Below are 25,128 nucleotides of genomic sequence, written 5' to 3'. Positions count from 1 at the left end.
CACTCAAAGTGAGGAGGCATGCAATGCGTGCATTAGTTATTTCAACAGTGGTAGGGGCAGCAGTAGTACTTTCTGGTTGTCAAACAACAGGTAACAACCTTGGTGGCGTTGAATACGATAAAGCCGCATTAGGTACTTTAATTGGCGCAGCAGCTGGTTACGGTATTTCTAAATCAAGTGCAAACTCTAGCCGTCAAAACAACCGTGCTGCAGCAATTGGTGCAGTTCTTGGTGGCGCTAGTGGTTTATACCTTGACCAAAAAGAGAAAAAATTACGTCAACAAATGGCGGGTACTGGTGTAGACGTTAACCGTAATCCAGATGGTTCTGTTCAATTAGTTATGCCTGGTAGCATTACTTTTGATACAAACAAATCAAACATCAAGCCAAACTTCTATTCAACTTTAAACAAAGTTGCTCAAACTTTGGCTGAAGATAACAAGAGTGCAATTCTTGTAACAGGTTATACTGATAACACTGGTAATGATTCAATTAACATTCCATTATCACAAGCACGCGCTCAATCAGTACGTAGTTATTTAGCTAGCCAAGGCGTATCTGCTAGCCGTATCGACGCGCAAGGTTATGGTTCATCTAACCCGATCGCAGATAACTCAACTGCATCTGGCCGTGAACAAAACCGTCGTGTAGAAATCAGCATTTATGCTAAACAATAAGATTTAGTTTATTGTTTCAAAAACCACCTTCGGGTGGTTTTTTTATGGGTGCAGTATAAGAAATAATCACGACATTCTGCGGCGCATAAATTGCATTATTAGACATCATTTATACATATCCATAGATTTACTATTGGGATTCTAAAACAGAGATGACTATAATCATGCTCGAAAAATTAAGAGGTAATACACGATGTCATCTGCCAGTCAATTGAACAACAAGCAAGAAGAAGCCATGAAATATACTCAGGGCCCTTTATTGGTGCTTGCTGGTGCTGGTTCAGGTAAAACATCGGTAATTACGCGTAAAATTGCGTATTTGGTGCAGCATTGCCGTATTCCAGCGCATCGTATCACTGCGATGACCTTCACAAACAAAGCTGCCCGTGAAATGAAAGAGCGTGTGACCAAGCTCTTGTCACGTGAAGAATCAAAAGGTTTATCAGTCTCGACTTTCCATACTTTTGGTTTAAACCTTTTACGTTTAGAACTTAAAAATTTACCTTTAAAAGCTAATTTTTCGATTTTAGATGCAGACGACTGTAAGCGTATTTTGATGGATTTGATGCATCGCGACAATTTGTCAGGTGCAGAAAGCAAAGAATTAATTGCTAAGGCAATGAAGAAAATTTCAGACTGGAAAAATGATCTGATCGTGCCAGAGCAAGCACATTCAACTTGTGAAACACCTGAAGATGTACAGTTTGCCCATCTTTACCAGCTTTATGAACGTAATTTACGTGCTTACAATGCAGTCGATTTTGATGACCTCATTGTTATGCCAACACGTTTACTGCAAGAAAATGCAGAAGTACGAGATAAATGGCAAAACCGTGTTCGCTATTTATTGGTCGATGAATATCAAGATACCAACACCGCTCAGTATATTTTGGTGAAACTATTAGTTGGTGTAATGGGGCAGTTCACCGCGGTAGGTGATGATGACCAGTCGATTTACGCATGGCGTGGTGCTAAGCCTGAAAATATGGCGTTGCTTAAGCAGGATTTCCCCAATTTACAAATTATTAAACTTGAACAGAACTATCGTTCAACGAGCCGTATTTTAAAAGCAGCGAACTGTGTTATTCAAAATAACCCGCATATTTTTGATAAGAAATTGTGGAGTGATAAAGGGCATGGTGAGGTTATCCGAATCATTACATGTCGTAATGATGATGATGAAGCAGAACGCGTGGTCAAAGACCTACTTACTCATAAGCTCATGAACGGTAAAAACTGGAAAGATTATGCCGTTTTATATCGTGGTAACTTTCAGGCACGTGTATTAGAAACACAGCTTCGCCAAATGCAAATTCCGTATAAACTCTCTGGCGGTACATCGTTCTTCGCTCGTGCAGAAATTAAAGACGTGATGAGTTATTTACGTCTCATTATTAACCCAGAAGATGACAGTGCTTTCTTGCGTATTATTAATACGCCTAAACGTGCGATTGGCCCAGTTACTCTTGAGAAGTTAGGTTTATTCTCACAAGAAAATAATTTGTCTTTACTTGGTGCTTCTGCTGATCAACGTTTAAGCATGGTGCTTCCTAAAAAGGCAGAAACTCAGCTTCATGAATTTGCTGACTTTATCGCGACATTTACACGTGAATTGTTAGAAGATGATGAACCTGTGCCTAAAGTTCGTCAAATGATGAACGAAGCTGGTTATATGGATTACGTTCGTGAACAGTCTGCAACACCTGCACAAGAGAAAAGTAAGCTCGATAATATTGAGAATTTATTTACCAGTATTCAAAACCTCATTAACCGTGCAGAAGACGTTGATGAAAAGAATATTGAAAGTGTCATTCGAAAACTGGTTCTACTTGACCTTTTAGAACAGCAGCAGGAAGAAGAAGATACTGACAAAGTTAACTTACTGACTCTACATGCTGCAAAAGGTTTGGAATTCCCATATGTGTACATTATGGGACTCGAAGAAGAACTATTGCCGCATAAAAACTCAATTGCGGCAGAAACCATTGAGGAAGAACGCCGTCTCATGTACGTGGGAATTACCCGTGCACGTCAAGGTTTAACGTTAACACTGGCAGAACAGCGTAAAAATGGCGGACAGATGAAACAGATGACACCTAGCCGTTTCCTTGATGAACTTCCGCAAGATGAGCTCGAGTGGTTAGGGCGTAAAAAGAAAATTGCGGCTAATGTTGATCCTAAAGAACAGGCTCAACAATATCTGGCAAATTTAAAAGCTTTATTAAAGCGTTAATTTTTTTAATTTTTAGGAAATCCCATGAAAGTTCAAGTGAAATTGCTCGATCCGCGTTTAGGTAAAGAATGGCCTTTACCTTCATATGCAACAGCAGGTTCAGCGGGTTTAGATTTACGTGCCTGCGTCGATGAAGCAATTGATATTGAACCAGGACAAACTGTTTTAGTTAAAACAGGTATGGCAATTTATATTCATGATGTAAATTTTGCTGGTTTAATTTTACCGCGTTCAGGTTTAGGTCATAAACACGGTATCGTGCTTGGTAACTTAGTTGGTTTGATCGATTCAGATTACCAAGGTGAATTGATGGTTTCAGTTTGGAACCGTGGTCAAACAACATTCCGTTTAGAACCAGGTGAGCGCTTGGCACAATATGTATTGGTGCCAGTCGTACAAGCTGAATTTGAGCAAGTAGAAGAATTTGAAGAAACTTTACGTGGTGCTGGTGGCTTTGGTCACACAGGTAAACAATAAGTTTTTTAAAATATTAACGAAAATCAAACGCCTGTTGAACAGGCGTTTCTTTTTATATCTTGAATGTTACAATGGATTATATTACAACACGCTTTACTCATATTCTTTTAACTTTTTTAGCAAACAAACCTTTCAAAAATTTTGAATAATCTATGTTTTTGCGATAGATCGGATTGATCTTTAAATAGAAGATACGCTATGAATGTAAGACACTCATTTCCAAAAAGTATTTTTCGTGCTTACGATATTAGAGGCAAACTTTCTTACTTAACCGCGGACGTTGTTCGTTCGATTGCCTACGGATTGGCACAACAATACAAACAAGCAGAACAAACCCAATTAGTGATTGGCTATGATGCCCGTCTCACAAGTCCAGCCTATGCACAATTAATTGAAGAGATTTTAGTAGAACAAGGTTTAAAAGTTACCAACATTGGTTGTTGTTCATCACCAATGATGTATTACATTGCGAGAGATTTTGGTGGCAATGGCATTATGGTGACTGCAAGCCATAATCCAAAATCTGATAATGGTATTAAGTGGATTTTAAAAGGTGAACCGCCGTCTCCGGAAATGATTCAGCAGGTGGGTGATGAAGCTCAAAATTATGTACCAGCTCATTCCATTTCTGTACTTGAGTTAACCCTACCTCAATTTAAAGCTGAATTTTGCCAGAAATACCAGCAAGCCATTTTTAAAGATATTCAATTAAAACGTCCTTTAAAAGTTATTTTAGATGGTTTACATGGCTCTGCTGGACACTGCTCAAAATTAATATTGGAAAAAATGGGCTGTGAAGTCATTGCTTTACGAACCCATCCGAATGGCGAGTTTCCAGATCATGCACCAGACCCTTCGCATGCAGCTCATTTAACTCATTTGCGTAAAGCAGTGGTTGAGCAGCAGGCAGATATTGGCATTGCTCTGGATGGTGATGGAGACCGTGTCGTTTTAGTCGATGAAAAAGCCCAGATATTGACAGCAGACCGTTTATTATCACTTTTTGCGCAAATGTGTTTAGAACAACACCCTGAGCAAGAAATTGTTTTTGACGTGAAATGTTCACGCATGGTTCAAAAAACGGTTGAACAACTTGGCGGAAAAGCAAAAATGATCCGCACGGGAAGTAGCTTTTTAAGAGCTTATTTATCTCAGTCAAATGGACGCGCCATTTTTGGTGGAGAATATGCAGGCCACTACGTTTTTAATGATGGGCGTGGTTTCGGATACGACGACGGTCTATATGCTGCATTACGTGTAATGGAATATTTTACTCAATCGAGTGCGACAACAATTTCTGAATTATTTGCTCCTTATCCAGAAAGATGTTGTACAGAAGATACCTATATTGGTACGTATCAGTCTGATCCAAAGTATGTATTACAAGATATTGAAATTTTAAGTCATCGTTTAGGTGCCCGCATCAGTAAAATCGATGGCGTACGTCTTGATTTTGATGATGGTTTTGGCATTATTCGAGCATCAAATACTGGTGAATATTTTACAGTACGATTTGATGCAGATAATCCTTTACGATTAAAGGAAATCCAGCAAAAATTTGTAGATATGTTGCAAGAGCACTATCCGCAAATTGCACAAGAACTTTCAGAGGCCTAAGTAAGGAGAGGCGTAATGCCCCAACATCAGCATATCGGTGTCGACAAAGCAAAAATCTTGATTGAAGCTTTGCCGTATATTCAACGTTTTACTGGTAAAACGCTGGTGGTGAAATACGGTGGCAACGCGATGACTGATCCGGAGCTCGAAAGTTCATTTGCTCGCGATATCGTTTTACTTAAAACTGTCGGGTTAAATCCGATTGTTGTTCACGGTGGTGGACCACAAGTAGACTCATTTTTAAAGCAGTTAGGCCGCGAGTCTGACCGTATTGACGGTATGCGTGTAACGGATGCTGCAACCATGGAAGTGGTTGAAATGGTATTAGGTGGTAGCGTAAATAAATCAATTGTTAACCTGATTAATAAACATGGTGGCCGTGCAATTGGTTTAACAGGTAAAGATGGTAATTTACTTCGTGCCCGTAAATTACTTATGGAAAAGCAAGAAGAAGACGGTTCTATCAAACATATCGACTTGGGTATGGTTGGTGAAGTGACTGGCGTTAAAACAGATGTATTGGAAATGTTTACTCAAAGTGACTTTATTCCAGTGATTGCGCCATTAGGCGTAGATGAAGAAGGCAATACTTATAATATTAATGCTGATTTAGTTGCAGGTAAGGTTGCAGAAGCACTAGGCGCTGAAAAGTTAATTTTGCTTACCAATATTACTGGTGTGCTTGATGAAAATAAAAACCTGTTAACTGGCCTTACTACGCAAGAAGTTGATCGCCTCATTGAAACAGGCGTGATCTATGGCGGTATGATTCCTAAAGTAGGTTGTGCACTAGATGCTGTCAAAGGTGGTGTTGTAAGCGCACATATTGTTGATGGTCGTGTACCACATGCAACATTGCTTGAGATCTTCACTGATCATGGGGTTGGAACACTCATTTCTAATCGCACTAAAACAGCTTAAGAAATCCGTTATTCTCAATAAAAAGATCACCCTAGGTGGTCTTTTTTTATACCACTTTAGTTTGGTCATTTTTTTGTCATGAGCTTTGACTAGTGTAAGGGGTGTCACTAGGAGCGTTCATTATGCTGGAAAAATTTAATCAATATCGCCAAACCTGGACTTTACCTCTAAATCGTCATAAAGCAATAAATCAGACACAATTTCGTTTTGAATGGGTTGATAATTTAAAAGAATTACAAGATGTACAGCGGTTTCGTGCACAACAATTTAGCCAACAATTTGGAATTCATTTTGAAGATAACTTAGACCAAGACATTTATGATTTTGGTTGTGAGCATGCAGTCTTACGTGAAAAGTGGACTGGAGAGATTGTCGCATATACCCGTCTAAAACTATTTCAAGGACATGAGATTGCGCAAAGCTACAGCGCACATGAGTTTGATATTGTTCCTCAGTTATCACATCTTCCTAATGTGTTAGAAATAGGACGTACTTGTGTGCATCCACGCTTTCGTAATGGTAAAGCATTATCGACACTATGGTTGAACCTTGCACCGAAAGTGCTATGGTCAATGCGCGCTAAATATTTAATGGGTTGTGTCAGTATTCATTTGCAAGATAATTTGGCTAGAGCGTACTACACGCATCGCCAGATTCAGCAATTACCTGAAAGTAAAACCATTGATATCCGTTCGAAAAAAATCTATGACCCTGAATATCCTGAGTTTAGCTTTCCTCAAGATGAACGTATGCCAAAGTTGTTCCAAATGTATTTGAGCATGCAATCAAAATTATCGAAACAGGCTTTTTTTGATGAAGAGTTTAACTGTCTAGATTATTTTGTATTTCTGGAAGTGAATAAAGTGGCGACTTCATTTGTCATGAATAAAATGGGTCAGCGTTAATCATATGTTCTATTTTCTAATAGCCAGCACATATTGAGATTTGCAAGCAATTTTACTCTCATGCACAATAGAGCAGATGGGGTAATTAGAAGTAGTTTAAAAGCGATATGTGCCAGCTATTAGGAATGAATTGTGCAACACCAACGGATATTACTTTTTCTTTCCGTGGTTTTTCACAGCGTGCAGGAATTACCTCAGACCATAGTGATGGATTTGGTATTGCATTTTTCGAAGATAAAGCTTGCCGTTTATTTGTCGATAACCAGTCGGCAGTTGAATCTCCAATTGCCGATCTTATCCGTAATTATCCTATTAAATCACGTAATGTGATCGCGCATATTCGTAAAGCGACTCAAGGTAAAATCACTTTAGAAAATTCTCATCCCTTTATTCGAGAGTTGTGGGGGCGTCATTGGATTTTTGCCCATAATGGTGATTTACATGACTTTAATCCACCACTGAGTGGACGTTTTACGCCAGTGGGGAATACAGACAGTGAACGCGCATTTTGTTATTTGCTCGATCAACTCGTTGAAGCTTTTGGCTATGAAGAACCAAGCCTTGAACAGATATTTGAAGTATTAGAAAAAATTTCGCCACAAATCGCTGAGTACGGCACATTTAATTATTGCTTATCGAATGGCAAGGCATTATTTAGTTATGCGATTACTAAATTACATTGGTTGGTTCGAGAATATCCATTTAATCAGGCTCATTTAATTGATTTAGATGTTGAAGTTGATTTTAGTCAGGTAACAACCCCTGAAGATCGTGTAGCAGTAATAACAACTGAACCTTTAACACATAATGAAAACTGGACAGCTTATCAACCCGGTGAAATGATTTTATTTCAACATGGTGAGCCAATTAAAAAAGCTATTACTCATGTCGAGAGATTAAAGCGTGAGCAGGAAAATCCTGAAATTAAACGTATTACTCGTGCAGATCAATATTAATATAAAGTATATTTAAAATATATAAATAGGAATATCTATATATTAAACGTTTAATAATAAAGTATTTTGTTTAAAAAATACTTTATTATTTTAGTTGGTTAAATTTTTAAAAAATAAATAAAAACAATAATTTATGTTTAATATGATTTTTATATGATAAACCCGACAAAATAGCTTTGTTTTTATTTATATTCTTTAAATATATCATGAGGTTTATGCAACAGTCATTGAACATCATTGGGGAGATGTATGAAAATGAAATGGGCTTCAGAATATAATACGGGTATTGATGTTATTGATGAGCAACATAAACGAATACTTGATTATATTAATGAAATTGATGATGTAAAAGATGATGAAGATAGACGTCGAATTAAAGATGTTTTAGATAATATTATTGATTACACGCAATCTCATTTTACTTTCGAAGAAAGTTTACAAGAGGAAGCCGATTATAAATATCGTGTACCACATAAACGTGTACATGACTTGTTTATTAAAAAAATAGAGTTATATCGTGAGCGCTTTGAAATGGGACATACTGTTGAAAAAGAGCTACAAGAAATTTTAGCAAAATGGTTAATTAACCATATTCAACATGATGATGCTGATTATGTGGGGGCGGTAAAAGAAAATATGATGGGAATTATTAGAGAAAAAGAAAAGAAGAAAGGGAAAAACTGGTTTGCTCGGTTTTTCGCATAACTTAAATAACAAAACTTATAATTTTAGTTAGCGCAGCAAACTATCGTTTCGGTAGTTTGCTTTTTTTATTGAGCAAACTTTGATTTTCAGGCATGAGACGGGCAAAATATCTATAGTCTTTTTCAAGGAATGCATAATGCAGGACATACCTATGTCACGATGGTTATCGCCCCTGATGGCGTTTTGCTTGTCTTTCATCATTATGGCGACATTGGCACCCGCTATGGGGATCCAGATTGATCGTCAAATCGATTTCTGGTTATTGTGGTTAGGCACAATGCTGCTATTGGCTTTGCCAGTTTGTTATTTAGAAATTGCCTTAGCAAAACGGTCGAAGACTACTGCTCTAAATGCTTTATCAAGTTTAACTCGTGAAGCAGATAGTTCATCAAAATGGCGTTTGGCTGGTTGGCTTGCAGTTATTTTTATTCCATTTTTAGCCGGGAATGTATTGAGTACTGCTGGCAATTTACTGACAGTACAGCTCAATAACAGTATTTCTGGGCAAATTGTTTTTGCTGGTCTTGCAGTTGCGGCTTTAATTTTATCTTTTATTCCGCGTCAGATTTTAATTGTGTTAATGACAGTCGGTGTAATCGCTTCTCTTGTGCTAGCTAATACAATGGGAACAACTTTACAGCCTTGGCATTGGACAAATGTTGAGTTTAAAGAGTGGGGTAATGCAACTGTACTTGCTCTTGTTGCGAGTGGTTTAGGCTTAGGACTTTACTGGCAAAATAGCTTGTCTGTAATTCACTCTCAAGAAGGCGCTACAAGAACTGTACTTCCAATCTGGTTAGCTCAGTTAATTGCTGTTGTTGCGTTTGGTTTCTTTTCTCTTCAAGCACAGCTTCCTGTTTTTACCTGGATTTTTACGGCGGTAATGACAACAGCTCTGTTTATTCAACTTGCTAAAGAACAGCTCGCTCAACGTCAACTGATGTACGTTTTACAATGGGTGATTATTGTTGTAGCAATTGCAGTTTGGGCTGTGCCTGAACTTCATGGCATCTTTACGCTGATTTTGATGCTTTGGGGATTACTCATTTGCTTGATCTATGCAATTTTTGCTGGTTGGATTATGAAAATTAGCCACTTGCGTAAATCAATGAATTTTAGCAATGAGTTGTTCTATAACTTGTGGCGTATTGCGGTACGTATTGTTTTACCGCTTTCAATTGTAATTGCCATGATTGCGGTAGTTGGACAAATTATCTGATGGAAAAAGCTCAGCAAGTGTGGGTTGCTTTTGCAGCCCCAGAGCAACAGTTTTTAGTTGCTGTTCCATTTGAAGCTGGAATGACAGCATTACAAGCAGTTGAAGCGAGTGGGTTGCAGACACAGGTAAGTTTGCCTGAGCCATTACAACTTGGCATATTTGGTGCAAAAGTTGAAGCACAGGCGATTTTACAAGTAGGTGATAGGGTAGAGATCTATCGACCTTTAACGATTAATCCTAAGGATATACGTCGTAACCGCGCCGAGAAAAATCCTGTGGGGCGATATATTAAAAGTAATCGCTTAAAGCAATAAGCCCCATAAATAAAACCCCTCGAAGTATTTCACTTGAGGGGTTTATTTTTATTAGAAAAAACGATTATAGTGGTGGGGCAGTTAAAATCGCTTCTTTAGAAGCAGGTAAACCTGGTTGCGACTCTGGAATAGTTTCTAAACCTTCAATTTTAGTTACTGTGCCAGTGCCATCAAAGTAAATTTTTAAATGCTGACCATGTGCTGCGGGGATTTTTGCCTTTTTAGCATAAGTTCCCGGGATATAGTTGTAAATGTAGTCCCAACGCTGAGGATTGAGTGGATCAGTCACAGTTGGACTACCAAGCAAAAAACGCACTTGCTGGAAATTCATGCCGACTTGTACTTGAGAGGCCTGAGCTTTGGTCAAAGGAGTCCCTTGAGGAATATCAACCTTATATACACCAAAGATTGAACAACCAGCAAGGAGTGAAGTGACTAATAACGTCAGCACGAGTTTTTGCATTTTGCTACACTATCCCAATAAATTATGATGCATTTGATCAAAGGATAGATCATACTTCATCTAAATTCTATTGCCTATTCCAACTTGAGATTTGTTGAGAGACCTTTTTTCATGCCTATTTCCAATCAAGATTTGCGCAAAGCTGGACTTAAAGTTACCCTTCCACGAATTAAGATTTTGGAATTATTAGAAAATTCAAAGCAACATCATCTTAGTGCTGAAGATATTTACAAGACTTTGTTAGAACAAGGGGAAGATGTCGGTCTTGCGACAGTTTACCGTGTGTTAACACAATTTGAAGCTGCAGGTATCATTCAGCGTCATCATTTCGAAAATAATCATTCTGTTTTCGAAATTATGCAAGAAGATCATCACGATCATTTGGTTTGCCATAATTGCAACAAAGTTATTGAATTTACTAATGATGTTATCGAGAAGGAACAGCATGCTGTAGCAGACCAACATGGGTTTACCTTAACGGGTCACTCATTAAACCTCTACGGTTACTGTAACGAACCTGAATGTCAGGAAGTTCTGCGCAAGAAATAATCGTTTTCACACAAAGAAAACAAATAAAAAAGGAAGGTTACGTTTAACCTTCCTTTTTTTATGAAGAAATTACTGTCGGTCGAAGGTTAAATGCTGATTTGTGCCTGCAATTTGATCAGGTCCTTCTTCTGCAAGCTTAATCGTCAAACGTAAATCATTTGGTGAGTCAGCATGTTTTAATGCATCTTTGTAGGTAATTTGGCCTGCTTTATAGAGATCAAACAATGCTTGGTCAAAGGTTTGCATACCGAGTTCACGTGAACGTTTCATTAAATCTTTAATTTCATGAATTTCACCTTTACGAATGTAATCTGAAATTAATGGTGAGTTAATTAAAATTTCAATTGCGGCGCGGCGAGAATTGCCATCAGGTGTTGGAATAAGTTGCTGAGCAATCATGGCCTTTAAGTTAAGAGATAAGTCCATGTAGAGCTGACTGTGGCGGTCACTTTCAAAGAAGTGAATGATACGGTCGAGTGCTTGGTTAGCATTGTTGGCGTGCATTGTGGCCAATACAAGGTGACCTGTTTCAGCAAAGCCAATCGCGTAGTCCATAACTTCACGAGATCGAATCTCACCAATCAAGATGACATCTGGTGCTTGTCGCAAAGTATTTTTTAAGGCAATTTCAAATGAATCCGTATCGATTCCGACTTCACGTTGGGTAATGATGCAGCCTGCATGTTCGTGAATAAACTCGATTGGATCTTCAATGGTAATGATATGACCTTTAGTGTTGTGGTTACGATAGCTAATCATTGAAGCTAAAGACGTCGATTTACCCGTACCTGTCGCACCAACAAAAATAATGATGCCGCGTTTGGTCATTGATAAATCTTTAAGAACGGGCGGTAACTGCAAGTCATCAATTGAAGGAATTTTAGTTTCAATTCGACGTAATACCATTCCTGGCATGTCACGCTGTTGAAAAGCGCTCACACGAAAGCGGGCAGTTTTATCGCGGTTCATAATGGCAAAGTTACATTCACGAGTGTCGGCAAATTCTTTGCGCTGTTTTTCGCTCATGATGGAATGTAAAAGTTGACCAATTACTTCGCCTGAAAGACTATTCTTTGAAATTGGAACAATTTGTCCGTTAATCTTCATAGATGGTGCAACACCATCTGTAATAAAAAGATCGGATGATTTTTTTTCAACCATAAGGTTGAGTAAGTCATTAAAATCCATATTTATTCTCTAATTCTTTTTATAGGAATGATTCAGGCTGTTTTGCAGCAGTACGAGCCGTTTGTGGACTAATCACACCACGAGAAACTAAACCTTTTAAGCTTTGGTCGAGTGTAGTCATGCCATGATTTGCACCAGTCTGAATTGATGAATACATTTGGGCGACTTTGTTTTCACGAATTAAGTTACGAATGGCAGGAATACCAATCATGATTTCATGTGCTGCCACACGCCCACCACCATTCTTTTTCAACAGTGTCTGTGAAATAACAGCCTGTAAAGATTCTGATAACATGGCACGAACCATGTCTTTTTCTTCGGCAGGGAATACGTCAATCACACGGTCAATGGTTTTTGCAGCAGAAGTCGTATGGAGCGTACCAAATACCAAGTGACCCGTTTCGGCAGCAGTAAGTGCTAAACGAATGGTTTCAAGGTCACGCATCTCACCGACCAAAATAATATCGGGGTCTTCACGCAGTGCCGAACGAAGTGCTTCGTTAAAGCCATGTGTATCACGGTGCACTTCACGCTGGTTAATCAAACATTTCTTCGATTGGTGTACAAATTCGATAGGGTCTTCAACCGTTAAAATATGGTCATAACGATTTTCGTTGATATAGTCCATCATCGCTGCAAGCGTCGTAGATTTTCCCGAACCTGTTGGACCTGTAACGAGTACGATTCCACGTGGATAGTCGCAAATATCTTTAAAGATTTGACCTAAGCCTAAATCTTCCATAGTAAGCACTTTAGATGGAATGGTACGAAATACTGCACCAGCACCGCGGTTTTGGTTAAACGCGTTAACACGGAAACGAGCAACATTTGGCACTTCAAAAGAAAAGTCGGTTTCAAGCTTTTCTTCGTAGTCTCGGCGTTGTTTATCATTCATGATGTCATAGACTAGACGGTGAACATCTTTATGATCTAGAGCCGGTAAGTTAATGCGACGGACTTCACCATCAACGCGAATCATCGGTGGCATGCCAGCAGACAAGTGTAAATCGGACGCGCCATTTTTCACAGAGAAGGCGAGTAGCTCTGTAATATCCATAATTTCCCCAAGTAAATCAAAATATGTCATTATTTTGTAGAATAATATACGGCTTTCACCGAGGCTTACCAACACCTCGCTTTAGGTGAAAAGCAAAAAAGTTTTTTGAAAATGAGAACCTTGTCAATGAATTACCTGCAAGATGCGCGGCAGCACGTATTACAGCAAATCAGAGTTGCTTGTGAACATGCTCAGCGTTCGCCTGAAACTGTACAACTTTTAGCCGTATCAAAAACACATCCGAGTGAAAGTTTGCGTGAAATGTATGCAGCAGGACAAAGAGCATTTGGTGAAAACTATTTACAAGAAGCTTTAGACAAAATCGAAGCTTTACAAGATTTAGAAATTGAATGGCATTTTATTGGTCATGTTCAACGCAACAAGACTAAACATTTGGCAGAAAAGTTTGATTGGGTACATGGTGTAGATCGTTTGATTATTGCTGAGCGATTATCTAATCAAAGACTTCAAAATCAATCTGACTTGAATATTTGCTTGCAAGTGAATATTGATGGGCAAGACAGTAAAGATGGTTGTGCACCAGATGAGGTTGCCGAGTTAGTCACTCAAATTAGCCAATTAGCAAAAATTAAACTACGTGGTTTGATGGTGATTCCAGCGCCAGATAATACCGCCGCTTTTGTAGATGCTAAAGCCTTGTTTGATGCTGTGAAAGAAAAACATGCCCACCCAGAACACTGGGACACATTAAGCATGGGGATGTCAGGTGATTTAGACGCTGCGATTGCAGCAGGTTCAACCATGGTACGTGTAGGAACGGCTTTATTTGGAAAGCGCGATACAGTTGAGAAAAAATGACTTTTACAATTTAGATAAACGTTTTGTCGAGTAACTGTAATTTGTTAATTTAAATTTAATTTTCCTAGCTTATAACCCAGATATTTTAATATTTGAGTGTGTAATGTATGGATTTATTGCATGTTTTCATTCTGGCAATCATTCAGGGATTCGCTGAATTATTGCCAGTTTCTAGTTCCGCACACGTTATTTTAGCTGAAAAGTTAATGGGGTATGATCCATCTGCACCTGATATGACCTTCTTACTTGTGATGTTACATACAGGTACGATGTTTGCAGTGATCGTTTACTTTTGGAAATCTTGGAAAAAAACCTATTTTTCTTCATGGGAAAGTTTTAAAAAACAAGCCTTCTATATTATTTTGGCAACGCTTATTACAGGCGTGCTCGGTTTAGCGCTTCAATCTCTGATTAAACATGTGTTCTTCGGCGGCGCGAGCAGTTTCGAAATTGAGCATTTGTTTAGTAACTCAAAACTCATGGCAGCTGCGCTGATTTCGGCAGGTGTTCTGATTATTTTATCTTCGCGTTTAGATCGCGGGCAGCAGGGTGAAATTAGTTTGCGTAGTGCCTCTATTATTGGGGCGGTGCAGGCTTTATGTTTACCTTTCCGTGGCTTTTCACGTTCTGGTGCAACCATATCTACAGGTCTATTTTTAGGGGTATCACGTCAAAAGGCTGAAGAGTTTAGTTTTGCGTTGGCTGTGGTATTAACACCAGCAGTAATTTTAAAAGAGTTATATCGTTTAATTCACGCTCAAGGCTTACAAACCGTGGCACATGGACAAATATTCCATTCGATGGTTCCAAGCTTATTGGGCATGTGCTTTAGCTTCGGTGCTGGTCTTTTGGCGCTAAAATGGTTGTCTTCATGGTTAGAACATGGACGCTGGCATTTGTTCGGCTTGTACTGTATTGGCTTCGCAATTGTCGTACTCTGCGTTAATTAATTTTTGATGTTTTAAAAATAAAAAATTAGTACAAGACTAAGACCATACAATAAACAAAGGGGCGTAAATAATACGCCCCTTTATTCTATAAGATTCAATCAAGTATAAGATATGAAATCCTAATAAATTAGCCTACGACTTCAATTGTACTTGCGCCAGCACCAAGTGGTTTCACCTGAATTTGTACAGGAATACGCTCATGCATTTCTTGAATGTGTGAAATGAGAATGACTTGGCGCCCCTGATTTTGCAACTGATCTAAAGCATTCATAACCATATGCAAAGACGAAGCATCCAAAGTACCAAAGCCTTCATCAATAAATAGAGATTCAATTTTCATTGAACCTGAGGCCATATTGGCAATGGCTAAAGACAAGGCAAGGGCAGTTAAGAATGATTCACCGCCAGATAAAGATGCAACAGAGCGGGTTTCTCCATCCATATCATGGTCAATAATCGCAAGACTTAACGATTGCTCTAGACGTTTTAACGTGTAACGTTGAGAAAGCATCGCCAGTTGCTGGTTAGCATGTTCAACTAAAATATCTAGGTGATATTGCTGCGCATAATCACGGAACTCTTTTCCTTTGGCATCACCTATTAGACCTGAAATTTTGCTCCAGCGATGTTCTTCTTGGTGAATGTTTTGAATTTGCTCGGCGTATTGCTGCTGTTTGGCAAGGTTTTGTTGGTGCACTTCGAGCTTAAGCTTCAGTCGATCACGTACTTCAAGCTGTGCTTTAAGCTGTGCAATATTGTTTTGAATAAGGTTAACAAGCTTTTCATGTTCAATATCTGGCTGAGTTTGTAAATGCTCACTTAATTGCTCTTGCATGGTCTTAAGGGCAGATGAGGCTTCACTTAATAAACGCTCGGCATGATTAAGTCGGTTACGAATGTCTTGTTCTTGGGCTGAATTAATTTGCATGAGCACTGTAAGATCAGATGCTTGAAAATCAGCATGGGCCTTTAACCAGTTTTGAATTTGCTCATCAACCTGCTGCTGCTGCCCCGCAGTGTGTTGATGTTGATGTTTAAGTTGATCGAGCGCTTGTTTTTGCTGCTCAAAGTGCTGTCTAGTTTGTTCGAAGCGTTGTTTAGCTTCATGATACGCCGTTTGTTGCTGCTGACGTTTAGCGTCGTGCTCAATTAACCATTCGTGCGGTTTAATATCACCATGGCCTGTCATTTGTTGAATGAGTGACACCGCTTTTTCATTATTTTGTTGGCCTTTAAGCGTAATCTCTTTGAGATTTTGATCGATCTCATCAATTTGCTTGGTTAATTGCTCAAGATTGGCAACTAACATTTTAAGTTCTTGTTGCTGCTGTTCAAAACGCTGTGCAAGCTGTTCTTGTTGCTCAAGTTGCTTGGCGCGTGCATCAAGAATAGTCCAAGTCTGCTTAGCTGTTTGGCTACTTGCTTGCTGCCATGCGTGTTGTTCAGTTTCCGATAAACACTCAACAATATGTTGAACTTGTTGTTGCCATTGCTGTGCCGTATTGAGCAAGCTTTCATTATGCTGAATAGCTTGAACAAATTGATTATGTTGTTTTATCGCTTGGGTTAAGCGAAAGTTTTCTGAGTCAAATGAATTTATGGCAGTTTGCGCGGCTTGTCTGAGTTCGTTAAGCGTTTGCAAGATTTGTTCAGGAGCTTGATTAAGCTCAATGTGTAATTGATTGAGGTTAAACGCTTGCTCAAGCTCTTGCTGCAAGCTTGATTGTTTGGCTGTAAGTTGAGTTAAGTACTTTTGAACTTGTTCAAGCTCGGCACTACACTGGGTCAGTGTTTGTTGTTGGGTTTGCCATGTATTAAATTTAGTTTGCTCTAACGCTACTGCCTGTTGCTCTTGTTGTTGCTGCAAGTCGAATAAAGCTTTAGAAACTGCATTGTCATCAACACGATAGGGATGATCTGTGCTTCCACACACTAAGCAAGCTTCGCCGTCTTTAAGATCGGCCCGTAATTTTTCGATATTTTCTGTGTGTAATAAACGCTGCTGTTGTAAAACGTGCTGTAACTTTTCACGTTCAGTTTTTGCTGTTTGGTACTCTTGCTCAGCTAACTGGCAAACGGTTTTAAGTTGCTGCTCTTGCGCAGAGGTTTGAGTATGTTTTTCAGTGAATTGCTGAAGCTCAGCATAGAGCTCATGATAAATTTTTATTTTTTGCTGAATTAGATCTAACTGCATGATTTGGGCAAGTTTCTGATCTTTATCTTTACGCTGTTGCTCAAGTTTTAAATCAATTTGTTCAACTGTGCCTAGTAAGGCTGTCAGTTGTTCGAGTTCACTTTTAGCTTCCGATAGCTTTTGACGAGCAAGAGTAGGGTTTCCAAGCTGTTGTTCAACTGCTTCATAATTTTGAATAAATTGTCCAAGCTGATGTAGATGTGCTGAAAGTCCTTTGTCTAATACAGCGTATTGCTGAGTCTGAGTAAGCTGCTGTTGTAAATAAATTTTGTTCTGCTCAAGCTGTGCAATCTGCTGTTGCACAATGTTTTGCTGTTGTTGCAGTGGACTGAGTTTCTGCTCAAGTACATTTTTCTTTTCTTTGCACTTTTTATATTCATCGGCAATAAATGCGCGTTCTTGAATGGACTGTCGAACTTGATTTAAAGCTTGTTGATGTTGTTGCTCAAAATCCAGCGTTTGTTTGAGCTGTTGTTCTGCAAGTTGATATTGTTTTTGTCCCGTTTCAAAAATTTGTACCAACTCATTAAACTTGGTCTGAGCTTGCTGAATTTGAGGCTCAAGTTGTTGTAGTGTTTGTAAATTTTGAGCTTGCTGAAAAACTTGTGGGCGTATTTCAGAGAAAACTTCGAGTCGTTTTAATTGCTCACGCTCACCAGCCAATTGTTGATGATGATTTTGTTGAGTTTGAAACTGTTGCTGTTTAGCTTGAACTTCTTGCTCAAGTTTCGCCTTACGCTCAAACCATTGTTGCTGTTTATCTAAGACATTTTTTTGTTGTTCTAACTGTTGATGGTTTTGTTCGGCTTGCTGATATTGTTCGGTAAATGCAGCAATCTCTTCATCAGACAAAATTTCGATATGGCCTAAGAACTCTTCAAGCTGTTTACGCTGCTTTGCAATATCTGCTGTTTTACGAAAAGCCAGCTCACCAATTTTGGCGAATATGCTGGAGTTGGTCAGGTACTCGAGTAATTCACCGCGTTCGCTGTCTCGTGCTTTTAAAAATGCGGTCACTTCTGACTGGGCAAGTAATACCGCACGAGTAAACTGTTCAAAAGAAAGCTGGGTAATTTGTTTGATTTTTTCATCAACTGCTTTGGCTTTGTCGGCAAGCACGACGCCATCGGTCAGGCATTTTAAATGCCGTTGTACGCTTTGTAATTTACCATTTGGGTTTTCACGCGCACGTTTAATTTCCCAACGTGCCAAATAGCGTTTTTGATCTTGTGCGATAAAGCAAAGTTCCGCAAAACCATGTCCTGTACCACGGCGTAATACAGTCAAAGGTGAGTTAGTGAGTAACTCTGAACCATCGACATCTTTTAATTTGCCGTCGCTGTCTTTAAGGCGAGGAACCCGATTAAACAAAGCCAGACACATCGCATCTAAAATGGTCGACTTGCCTGCACCCGTTTTTCCCACAATCGCAATAAGACCAGCATGGGCGAGGGGCGCACTTTCAAAATCAATAAAGTGTTCATCAGAAAGAGATGCCAGATTTTTTATTCGAATGGATAAAATTTTCATGACATATCCTTAGGGAGTTGCATCATTTTCAAGATTTTTTTGTGCCTCTTGTACCAGACTCAGAAAATCTTTTAAGACAGCATCATCGGCGCTGTAACCTTGTTTTTCCCAGATATTTTGAAAGAGTTTTTCTGGTGTTGGCGGTTCAAGAGCGATTTGCTGAGTGGTATTTGAATCGGTAGCATCTTTATTCACATATTGACGTGAAATACGCACCAAACGGTAGCGGTCAGGCGGTAGAGCCGCTTCAAACTGCTGACGTAAATTAGGTTGCGGCGGCGTTAAACTATAATATTCAATATCAACGTATTCACGGTGGTCAATATTCTCAATCACGCCGTTTGGCAACGCTTTGAGTTGTTGCAATACTTCGTTTAATTCACCACGAATACGGTGCAATTGTATGCAACGTGGAATTTCTACAGCTTCAAATTGCAAACGGTTGTCTGTCTCTTGAGCTGGGTCAATTTTGACCTCTACCACTTGATGTTTGTAGTTAATTTCACTAAAAGAAAGCGGAATAGGCGAGCCACTATAACGGATATGCGGCTGGCCTACTTTTTGTGGCTTATGCAAATGCCCTAAAGCCACGTAGTCGACTGCATCTTCAAACAAAGTCGTTGAAAGAGCTTCTTCATTACCAATAATGATTGGACGTTCAGAGTCGGATGTTTCCCCACCTTGCATGTGGGCATGTGACATCAAAATAAGCGCTTGGTCTGGTGTTTTACGACGTTTGGCTTCAGCAATGAGTTGTTGGTGCAAATAGGCAATCGCATTTTTGCTGTTGGTGGTATGTTCATTAAAGCCCGTAATTTCGGCTGAACGTAAAAAAGGCAGGGCAAGGCACCATGCTACAATATCTTGATTTCGGTTATAAATAGGTAAAAGTAGTCGATCGAGATCTAGAGTTTTATCTTCATTCCAGCGAACTACACCCACGGTTTTTGCATTGTATTTTTCTAACAGTGGCTCGACCTGTTCAATCCGATAGCCTGAGTCATGGTTACCTGCAATCATGAGCGTTTGCATGTGTGGGGCAATACGGTGCGCATCTGCTAAAAATTGGTAGAGTTGTTTTTGTGCTTGAGAACCTGGGTTAATCACATCAAAAATATCGCCAGCAATGAGCAGGGCATGCGGTTGTTTTTCTTGTATTTGAGTGAGTAACCAGCTTAAAAATTGTTGGTGTTCGTAGTGGCGTGAATGATTATAAAAAAACTGTCCCAAATGCCAGTCAGAAGTATGTAGAAAATGTACGGACATAGAAACAGACATCAAGCCAAAATAAACACAGATACGTTAGCATAAATTGGCAGGAGATTTTATCAAGACATTTTAAAGTGCTCGTTATTTAAGCCAGCCGTAAAAACTGAATTAAATTGTTCCTTTTAAACCCTGCTTTGTTACTATCAGGTCAAACCATGAACTTTGAGAACAAAATGAGCATTCATGAATACGAAGTAAAAATACAGTGGGAAGGCAATACGGGCACAGGCACTTCATCTTATCGTTCATATAAACGAGACTTTAGTATTCAGCATCCGCAAAAGGCCACGATTCAAGGTTCTTCAGACCCAGCCTATTTAGGTGATGTGACCAGATGGAACCCAGAAGATTTATTGGTTGCATCAGCTTCAGCTTGTCATAAGCTTTGGTATTTACACCTATGTGCAGTCAATCATATTCACGTTGTGAGTTATGTCGACCATGCACTGGGGTTTATGGAGGATGCAGATCCAGTTAAACGTGGTCACTTTACCCAAATTATTTTAAGACCAGAGATTGTTTTGGAAAAAGGTGCTGACCAAGCGCTTGCAGCAAAATTGCATGAAGAAGCGCATCATGAATGCATGATTGCCAATTCGGTGAATTTCCCAATTACATGTGAAGCCAGTTTTAGCTTTGCTGAATAATCAATATGAAATAGCCACCGATAAAAAGGCGGTGGCTATAAATTAAAAATAAATAGAGTCGTTAAATAAGATCTTTAAGCTGCATTTTCATCGACTTGAAAAATACCAAAAACGTTGTGATCTAAATCGACAAAATAGCCATGCCAAGCGCGACCGGGAATAGCGAATTTATCCATCGCCACAATACCACCTTGCGCTAAAATTTTTGCAGCAACTTCATCGAAGTTTTCCACATGAACTGAACAGGTAAATGCATTGGTGCCATATTCCATTGGCGGGGTTTGGGCGGGACGTTTTAAAAGGCCGCCCATGATTGATGGTGTTTCAATACGGTAGTATTCAATCGGTAAGTTTGGATCTAATTTAAATTGCCAACCGAACACAGCTTGATAAAACTGCGCGTCGCGAGCAGGGTTTGAAGACTGGATTTCAAAATAGGCAATGTTGTTCATATTATTTAAAACATATTTTTATGGTGTAAAAAGTATACGCATGGCTTTCATAGCTATGAAATAACGATTGTGTACGTTGAGCGTAAAATGAACGTGCTAGAAAATAAAAACCGACGATTCGAGTGATGAGAGAATCGTCGGTCAAAGACTTCATCAAGGGTTTGGCTGCTAACAAAACCTAATCTGAAGGAAGAAAGAGTCGTAATGAAAGGTCACCGAAACAAATTTGCGGATGCCGTGCAAAGGAAGTATTCGGTTGCTGCGACCTTGTTACTCTATATAACGTCAAGAGATTCGGATTGGTTGACAGAAAAATGAAAAAAAATCGAAAAAAATTTATAATTATTTTTTGAACCCATAAATTAGGCAAAAATATGACCAAATTACGTTCTTACTTTCTCTGGTTTTTTGCTATATGCATCATACTTACCTTAATTGTAGGCGTTGTTGCAGCACTATTGCCAGCGAGTGTAGGTGGTATTTTAACAGCCGTTCCATATTTAGGCGCAATGATTTTTGTCTTATTTAGATTTTTAAAGAAAGAACGCCGTGCTCCGACTGTACAAGAAAAAAAGAAATTTACTTTAGGGTTTACCCTCATATTTTGGGGCTATAACTTATGCGGTGTTTTATTTGGTTTGTTTTTATTTTCAAGACAAAACCCAGAGATTTTGCAAAACTTTATGCTTTATCTCAAGCAGCCTCAGTTCTTAAGTATCATGGTCATTATGATTTTAATGCTGGCTATTCCGCTTTATTTAATTACCTACTGGTTTTATGGCAAACAGGCACAGCGCATGGCTGACAAAATGTTGAATGTGCAATAGATCACTACAAAAACAGCTACGATTAAATATAAATGAGTCTTATATAATGAAATAAAACAGTTGTCCTCAGCTTAGGAGGAAATATGAATAAGAATGTATTAATCACGGGTGCTAGTGGTTTTATCGGAACGCACTTAATTAAGTTCCTACTACAAAAAAATTATAATGTGATTGCTGTAACACGGCAGGCTGGGAAGACATCTGACCATCCTGCCTTACAGTGGGTACAAAAGTTTGAAGATATCTCAACCCATCAAATTGATTATGTGGTGAATTTGGCAGGTGCAAATATTGGCGAGAAACGCTGGACCGAGTCACGTAAAAAACAACTCATTGAAAGCCGTGTAAATACGACCCGAAAATTGTATGCGTGGCTCAAGCAATCTCAAATTTTCCCCGAAGTAATTGTCTCTGGCTCCGCAATTGGTTATTACGGTATAGACGATCAAGAAAAGTGGGTAGAGGCGTGCACTGAACAAAGCTCGCCACAGCCTATTTTTATGTCTCGACTTTGCCAAGAGTGGGAACAAGCAGCTTTAACAGATACTCAGCAAAACACTAAAATTATTCGCTTAGGTGTAGTGTTTGGGCTGGGCGGTGGCATTTTGCCTAAAATGTTATTTCCTATTCGACTCAATTTAGTGGGTCAAATTGGTCATGGTCGTCAGCCTGTGGTGTGGGTACATATTGACGATGTGTTAAACGCAATCGAGTTTATATTTAAGCATCCTCAATCTGCTCAAATTCACAATGTCGTGGCACCAGAAAATGTGACTCAAAAAGCTTTTGTTGAACAAGCAGCAGAAGTTTTAAATAAGAAACCAATATTGTCAGCGCCGAGCACGGTTTTCCGTTGTTTGTTAGGGGAACAGTCGCAATTGATTTTAAATGGCCAATACGTTAAACCCGCAGCCCTGCAAGCAGAAGGATTTGAGTTTGCTTATCCTCAGTTAAAAATGGGTTTAGAGAATATACTCGCCTCAGACTAAGATTTTATTTTGCAAACGCTCTGGAGAATATGCTTTGGCATCAACTAATGTCGGTTGATCCAGCATAAGCTGACGGAGCAATTGCGCAGAGCCTGCGCCCATACACAAACCATTTCTAAAATGACCAAAGTTTGCCCACAGGTTATCCATTTCAGGCATTTTGCCAATATAGGGAACGCCATTTGGTGAGCTTGGTCTTAGGCCTGCCCAGCGCTGTACGATCGGGAAATCGGCCAGTTCAGGCACCATTTCTAAACATGCTTCTAAAATATTGTGCTGAGTCGTTTCGTCGGTAGAAGTGTCAAAACCACGATGTGCCATGCTAGACCCACAGACAATATGCCCGTCCATACGTGGAATCAAATACATCACTTGATTCATACACATGGTCGGTAGCCAGTGAGTAGGGGTTTTAAATAACAGCATTTGACCTTGAACAGGTTCGACTGGAATGTCGAGTTGTAATTGTGAGTTCCAGTAATGGCTCCAAGCACCCGAAGCTATTACAAAATGATCTGCTGTATGTTTGCGGCCATCTTCGGTTTGTAGCGCCTGTATCACATCACCTTGTTGAATTAGTTTTTTAACAGCAGCGTGTTCAAAAAACTCAACATTTGGATGTTGTTTTAAATAACTAATGAGAGACTGTAATACGCGAGGGTTACGAATATTAGATAGTTCAGGGAAATAAATCGCTTCTTGAAACTGATCGGAAATATGCGGATTAACTTGTTCTAGGGCATCGCGCTGTAAATATTCACAGCGTTGCATCGGTTCTTGATGCTGCTCGGCGTAGGAAAGCCCAACGTCAAAATCTTCTTCATCAAAAATCAGCATGCCTGTGTCATGAATTTCAAAATCAATTCCTGTAACAGGGTAGAGCTTTTGGTTCCATGCTTGATAAGAGGCCTTGCCAAATTGGGCAAGTTGGTTCACTGCATGCACATAGCGCCACGGGTACATCGGAGAGAGAATGCCTCCGCCAGCCCAAGAGGCTGCTTGTCCCGCTTGTTGTTGATCAAAAATGCTGATGGTACAGCCTTGTTCAACCAACTCCAGCGCAGACATTAATCCACTTATGCCCGCGCCAATAATTGCAATATGCATGCAGTGTTATCCTTTCTCTGCGAACTTAGTTCATTTCCTTGAGTTTTTCAGCAGCGGTTTCTGCAAAGTAAGTCCAGATCCCGTCTGCACCAGCGCGGCGGCAGCACATGAGTGATTCTAAAATCACTGAATCTGATAACCAGCCATTTTGAATTGCGCCCGCTAACATGGCGTATTCACCACTTACTTGATAAATGAAGGTTGGAACACCAAAGGTATCTTTCACTTCACGTACCACATCCAGATATGGCATGCCCGGTTTTACAATCACCATGTCGGCGCCTTCTTGAATATCAAGCGCGATTTCATGTAATGCTTCGGCACGGTTGGCAAAGTCCATCTGGTAGTTATATTTATTACCACCTTTTAGGTTGGATGCAGAGCCAACAGCATCACGGAACGGACCATAGAAGCTAGACGCATATTTCGCAGAGTAGGCCATGATGTTGGTGTAGATGTGACCATTGGCTTCTAAAGCTTGACGAATCGCACCAATGCGGCCATCCATCATGTCACTTGGTGCAATTACTTCGGCACCTGCTTCTGCGTGACTTAACGCTTGTTTAATCAAGCACTCTACAGTCTCGTCATTCAGCACATAGCCTGTTTCATCAATAATGCCATCTTGACCATGAGTCGTGTAAGGGTCAAGGGCACCATCAGTGATTAACACCATTTCTGGTAATTCTTTTTTAAGTAAACGGCAAGTGGTTTGAACTAAACCATCTTCATGCCATGCAGCTTCTGCGGTGAGGCTTTTATCTTCTTGCGGGGTAACTGGAAAAAGAGCCAGTTTTGATACACCCAATTCCAGAAGTCTTTCAGCTTTTTTCAGTAACAAATCTGCCGACAAACGCTGAATGTTTGGCATACTTGGAATATCTTGGGTCTGATTTTGTCCCGGTAATACAAATACTGGATAAATCAAGTGATTGGTAGTGAGCTGTGTTTCGCTGACCATCGCACGCAACTGGTCATTTTTACGGATACGGCGCATGCGAGTGGCTGGAAATGCAGGACGATTGAACGTATAAGTCATAACAATCTCGATGTTCGGTATTAC

General features: G+C 39.6%; 24 protein-coding genes. 16 read left to right on the top strand and 8 right to left on the bottom strand.

From position 1 onward, the window contains the following. Positions 1-23 precede the first annotated feature (23 nt). The 10 genes from K6I41_RS14900 (at position 24) to K6I41_RS14855 (ending at position 10,024) form a co-directional block, all read left to right on the top strand. A complete protein-coding gene (locus K6I41_RS14900; RefSeq protein WP_005303150.1) occupies positions 24-677 on the top strand; it encodes a YiaD family glycine zipper/OmpA-like lipoprotein in 654 nt (217 codons plus the stop codon). A gap of 193 nt (positions 678-870) precedes the next feature. Then, a complete protein-coding gene (locus K6I41_RS14895; RefSeq protein ID WP_004794135.1) occupies positions 871-2,910 on the top strand; it encodes a UvrD-helicase domain-containing protein in 2,040 nt (679 codons plus the stop codon). Positions 2,911-2,934: 24 nt separating this feature from the next. Further along, the gene (gene dut, locus K6I41_RS14890; protein WP_003653255.1) at positions 2,935-3,387 is read left to right on the top strand and encodes a dUTP diphosphatase; all 453 of its coding nucleotides are present in this window, start codon (positions 2,935-2,937) and stop codon (positions 3,385-3,387) included. 198 nt (positions 3,388-3,585) lie between these two features. Beyond that, entirely contained in the window at positions 3,586-5,004 is a 1,419-nt protein-coding gene (locus tag K6I41_RS14885) for a phosphomannomutase/phosphoglucomutase (protein ID WP_005303157.1), read from the top strand. A gap of 15 nt (positions 5,005-5,019) precedes the next feature. Then, complete coding sequence (gene argB, locus K6I41_RS14880) at positions 5,020-5,925, top strand: acetylglutamate kinase (protein ID WP_004794131.1); 906 nt, start codon at positions 5,020-5,022, stop codon at positions 5,923-5,925. A 122-nt stretch (positions 5,926-6,047) separates the two neighbouring features. Then, entirely contained in the window at positions 6,048-6,830 is a 783-nt protein-coding gene (locus tag K6I41_RS14875; RefSeq protein WP_250374705.1) for a GNAT family N-acetyltransferase, read from the top strand. Between the two features lie 107 nt (positions 6,831-6,937). Then, positions 6,938-7,786 carry a class II glutamine amidotransferase gene (locus tag K6I41_RS14870; RefSeq protein ID WP_013198764.1) on the top strand — a complete coding sequence of 283 codons (849 nt, stop codon included), beginning with the start codon at positions 6,938-6,940 and terminating at the stop codon, positions 7,784-7,786. 249 nt (positions 7,787-8,035) lie between these two features. Continuing rightward, positions 8,036-8,491, top strand: coding sequence for a bacteriohemerythrin (locus K6I41_RS14865; RefSeq protein WP_013198763.1), 456 nt, complete (start codon positions 8,036-8,038; stop codon positions 8,489-8,491). Between the two features lie 151 nt (positions 8,492-8,642). Continuing rightward, entirely contained in the window at positions 8,643-9,710 is a 1,068-nt protein-coding gene (locus tag K6I41_RS14860) for a hypothetical protein (protein WP_250374704.1), read from the top strand. Beyond that, the gene (locus tag K6I41_RS14855; RefSeq protein ID WP_250374703.1) at positions 9,710-10,024 is read left to right on the top strand and encodes an RnfH family protein; all 315 of its coding nucleotides are present in this window, start codon (positions 9,710-9,712) and stop codon (positions 10,022-10,024) included. The genes K6I41_RS14860 and K6I41_RS14855 overlap by 1 nt, the downstream gene beginning before the upstream one ends. A gap of 64 nt (positions 10,025-10,088) precedes the next feature. On the opposite strand, the gene K6I41_RS14850 is transcribed toward K6I41_RS14855, so the two are convergent. After that, a complete protein-coding gene (locus K6I41_RS14850; RefSeq protein WP_003653245.1) occupies positions 10,089-10,487 on the bottom strand; it encodes an outer membrane protein assembly factor BamE in 399 nt (132 codons plus the stop codon). A gap of 111 nt (positions 10,488-10,598) precedes the next feature. On the opposite strand from K6I41_RS14850, the gene fur reads away from it, so the two are divergent. Further along, positions 10,599-11,036, top strand: coding sequence for a ferric iron uptake transcriptional regulator (fur, locus tag K6I41_RS14845; RefSeq protein WP_004794120.1), 438 nt, complete (start codon positions 10,599-10,601; stop codon positions 11,034-11,036). 69 nt (positions 11,037-11,105) lie between these two features. Here fur and K6I41_RS14840 read toward each other — a convergent pair whose 3' ends face one another. Then, positions 11,106-12,224 (bottom strand): PilT/PilU family type 4a pilus ATPase, encoded by a 1,119-nt coding sequence (locus K6I41_RS14840; protein WP_013198760.1) that lies wholly within the window; start codon positions 12,222-12,224, stop codon positions 11,106-11,108. A 19-nt stretch (positions 12,225-12,243) separates the two neighbouring features. Beyond that, the gene (locus tag K6I41_RS14835) at positions 12,244-13,281 is read right to left on the bottom strand and encodes a type IV pilus twitching motility protein PilT (RefSeq protein WP_003653239.1); all 1,038 of its coding nucleotides are present in this window, start codon (positions 13,279-13,281) and stop codon (positions 12,244-12,246) included. A gap of 126 nt (positions 13,282-13,407) precedes the next feature. On the opposite strand from K6I41_RS14835, the gene K6I41_RS14830 reads away from it, so the two are divergent. Beyond that, complete coding sequence (locus K6I41_RS14830) at positions 13,408-14,100, top strand: YggS family pyridoxal phosphate-dependent enzyme (RefSeq protein ID WP_250374702.1); 693 nt, start codon at positions 13,408-13,410, stop codon at positions 14,098-14,100. Between the two features lie 107 nt (positions 14,101-14,207). After that, a complete protein-coding gene (locus tag K6I41_RS14825; RefSeq protein ID WP_151767746.1) occupies positions 14,208-15,050 on the top strand; it encodes an undecaprenyl-diphosphate phosphatase in 843 nt (280 codons plus the stop codon). A 127-nt stretch (positions 15,051-15,177) separates the two neighbouring features. Here K6I41_RS14825 and K6I41_RS14820 read toward each other — a convergent pair whose 3' ends face one another. Continuing rightward, on the bottom strand, positions 15,178-18,774 hold the full coding sequence (locus K6I41_RS14820; RefSeq protein WP_250374701.1) for an AAA family ATPase: 3,597 nt from the start codon (positions 18,772-18,774) through the stop codon (positions 15,178-15,180). 9 nt (positions 18,775-18,783) lie between these two features. After that, the gene (locus K6I41_RS14815) at positions 18,784-20,052 is read right to left on the bottom strand and encodes an exonuclease SbcCD subunit D (protein ID WP_250374700.1); all 1,269 of its coding nucleotides are present in this window, start codon (positions 20,050-20,052) and stop codon (positions 18,784-18,786) included. A 164-nt stretch (positions 20,053-20,216) separates the two neighbouring features. Between K6I41_RS14815 and K6I41_RS14810 the strand changes: the two genes are divergently transcribed. Next, positions 20,217-20,690: an OsmC family protein gene (locus K6I41_RS14810; RefSeq protein WP_250374699.1), complete on the top strand. Its 474-nt coding sequence runs from the start codon at positions 20,217-20,219 to the stop codon at positions 20,688-20,690. Between the two features lie 74 nt (positions 20,691-20,764). Here the strand turns inward: K6I41_RS14810 and K6I41_RS14805 are convergent, their stop codons facing one another. Continuing rightward, positions 20,765-21,142, bottom strand: a complete 378-nt coding sequence (locus K6I41_RS14805) for a VOC family protein (RefSeq protein ID WP_151761026.1) — start codon at positions 21,140-21,142, stop codon at positions 20,765-20,767. Between the two features lie 374 nt (positions 21,143-21,516). Here K6I41_RS14805 and K6I41_RS14800 point away from each other — a divergent pair, with 374 nt between their 5' ends. Both K6I41_RS14800 and K6I41_RS14795 read left to right on the top strand, forming a co-directional pair. After that, positions 21,517-21,969 (top strand): ABZJ_00895 family protein, encoded by a 453-nt coding sequence (locus K6I41_RS14800; protein ID WP_250374698.1) that lies wholly within the window; start codon positions 21,517-21,519, stop codon positions 21,967-21,969. An 83-nt stretch (positions 21,970-22,052) separates the two neighbouring features. Then, positions 22,053-22,958, top strand: coding sequence for a TIGR01777 family oxidoreductase (locus K6I41_RS14795; protein WP_250374697.1), 906 nt, complete (start codon positions 22,053-22,055; stop codon positions 22,956-22,958). Here the strand turns inward: K6I41_RS14795 and K6I41_RS14790 are convergent. Together K6I41_RS14790 and hemB are read right to left on the bottom strand one after the other, a co-directional pair. Beyond that, complete coding sequence (locus K6I41_RS14790) at positions 22,950-24,065, bottom strand: NAD(P)/FAD-dependent oxidoreductase (protein ID WP_250374696.1); 1,116 nt, start codon at positions 24,063-24,065, stop codon at positions 22,950-22,952. The two genes, K6I41_RS14795 and K6I41_RS14790, sit on opposite strands and share 9 nt — an antisense overlap. A gap of 25 nt (positions 24,066-24,090) precedes the next feature. Continuing rightward, positions 24,091-25,104, bottom strand: coding sequence for a porphobilinogen synthase (gene hemB, locus K6I41_RS14785; protein WP_004794101.1), 1,014 nt, complete (start codon positions 25,102-25,104; stop codon positions 24,091-24,093). Positions 25,105-25,128: the final 24 nt, after the last annotated feature.

The sequence above is a fragment of the Acinetobacter sp. AS23 genome (assembly GCF_023612055.1).
In the GTDB taxonomy this organism is placed as follows: domain Bacteria; phylum Pseudomonadota; class Gammaproteobacteria; order Pseudomonadales; family Moraxellaceae; genus Acinetobacter; species Acinetobacter oleivorans.
The sequence above is the reverse complement of the archived record's forward strand: the minus strand, read 5'-3'. Positions and strand labels throughout refer to the sequence as shown.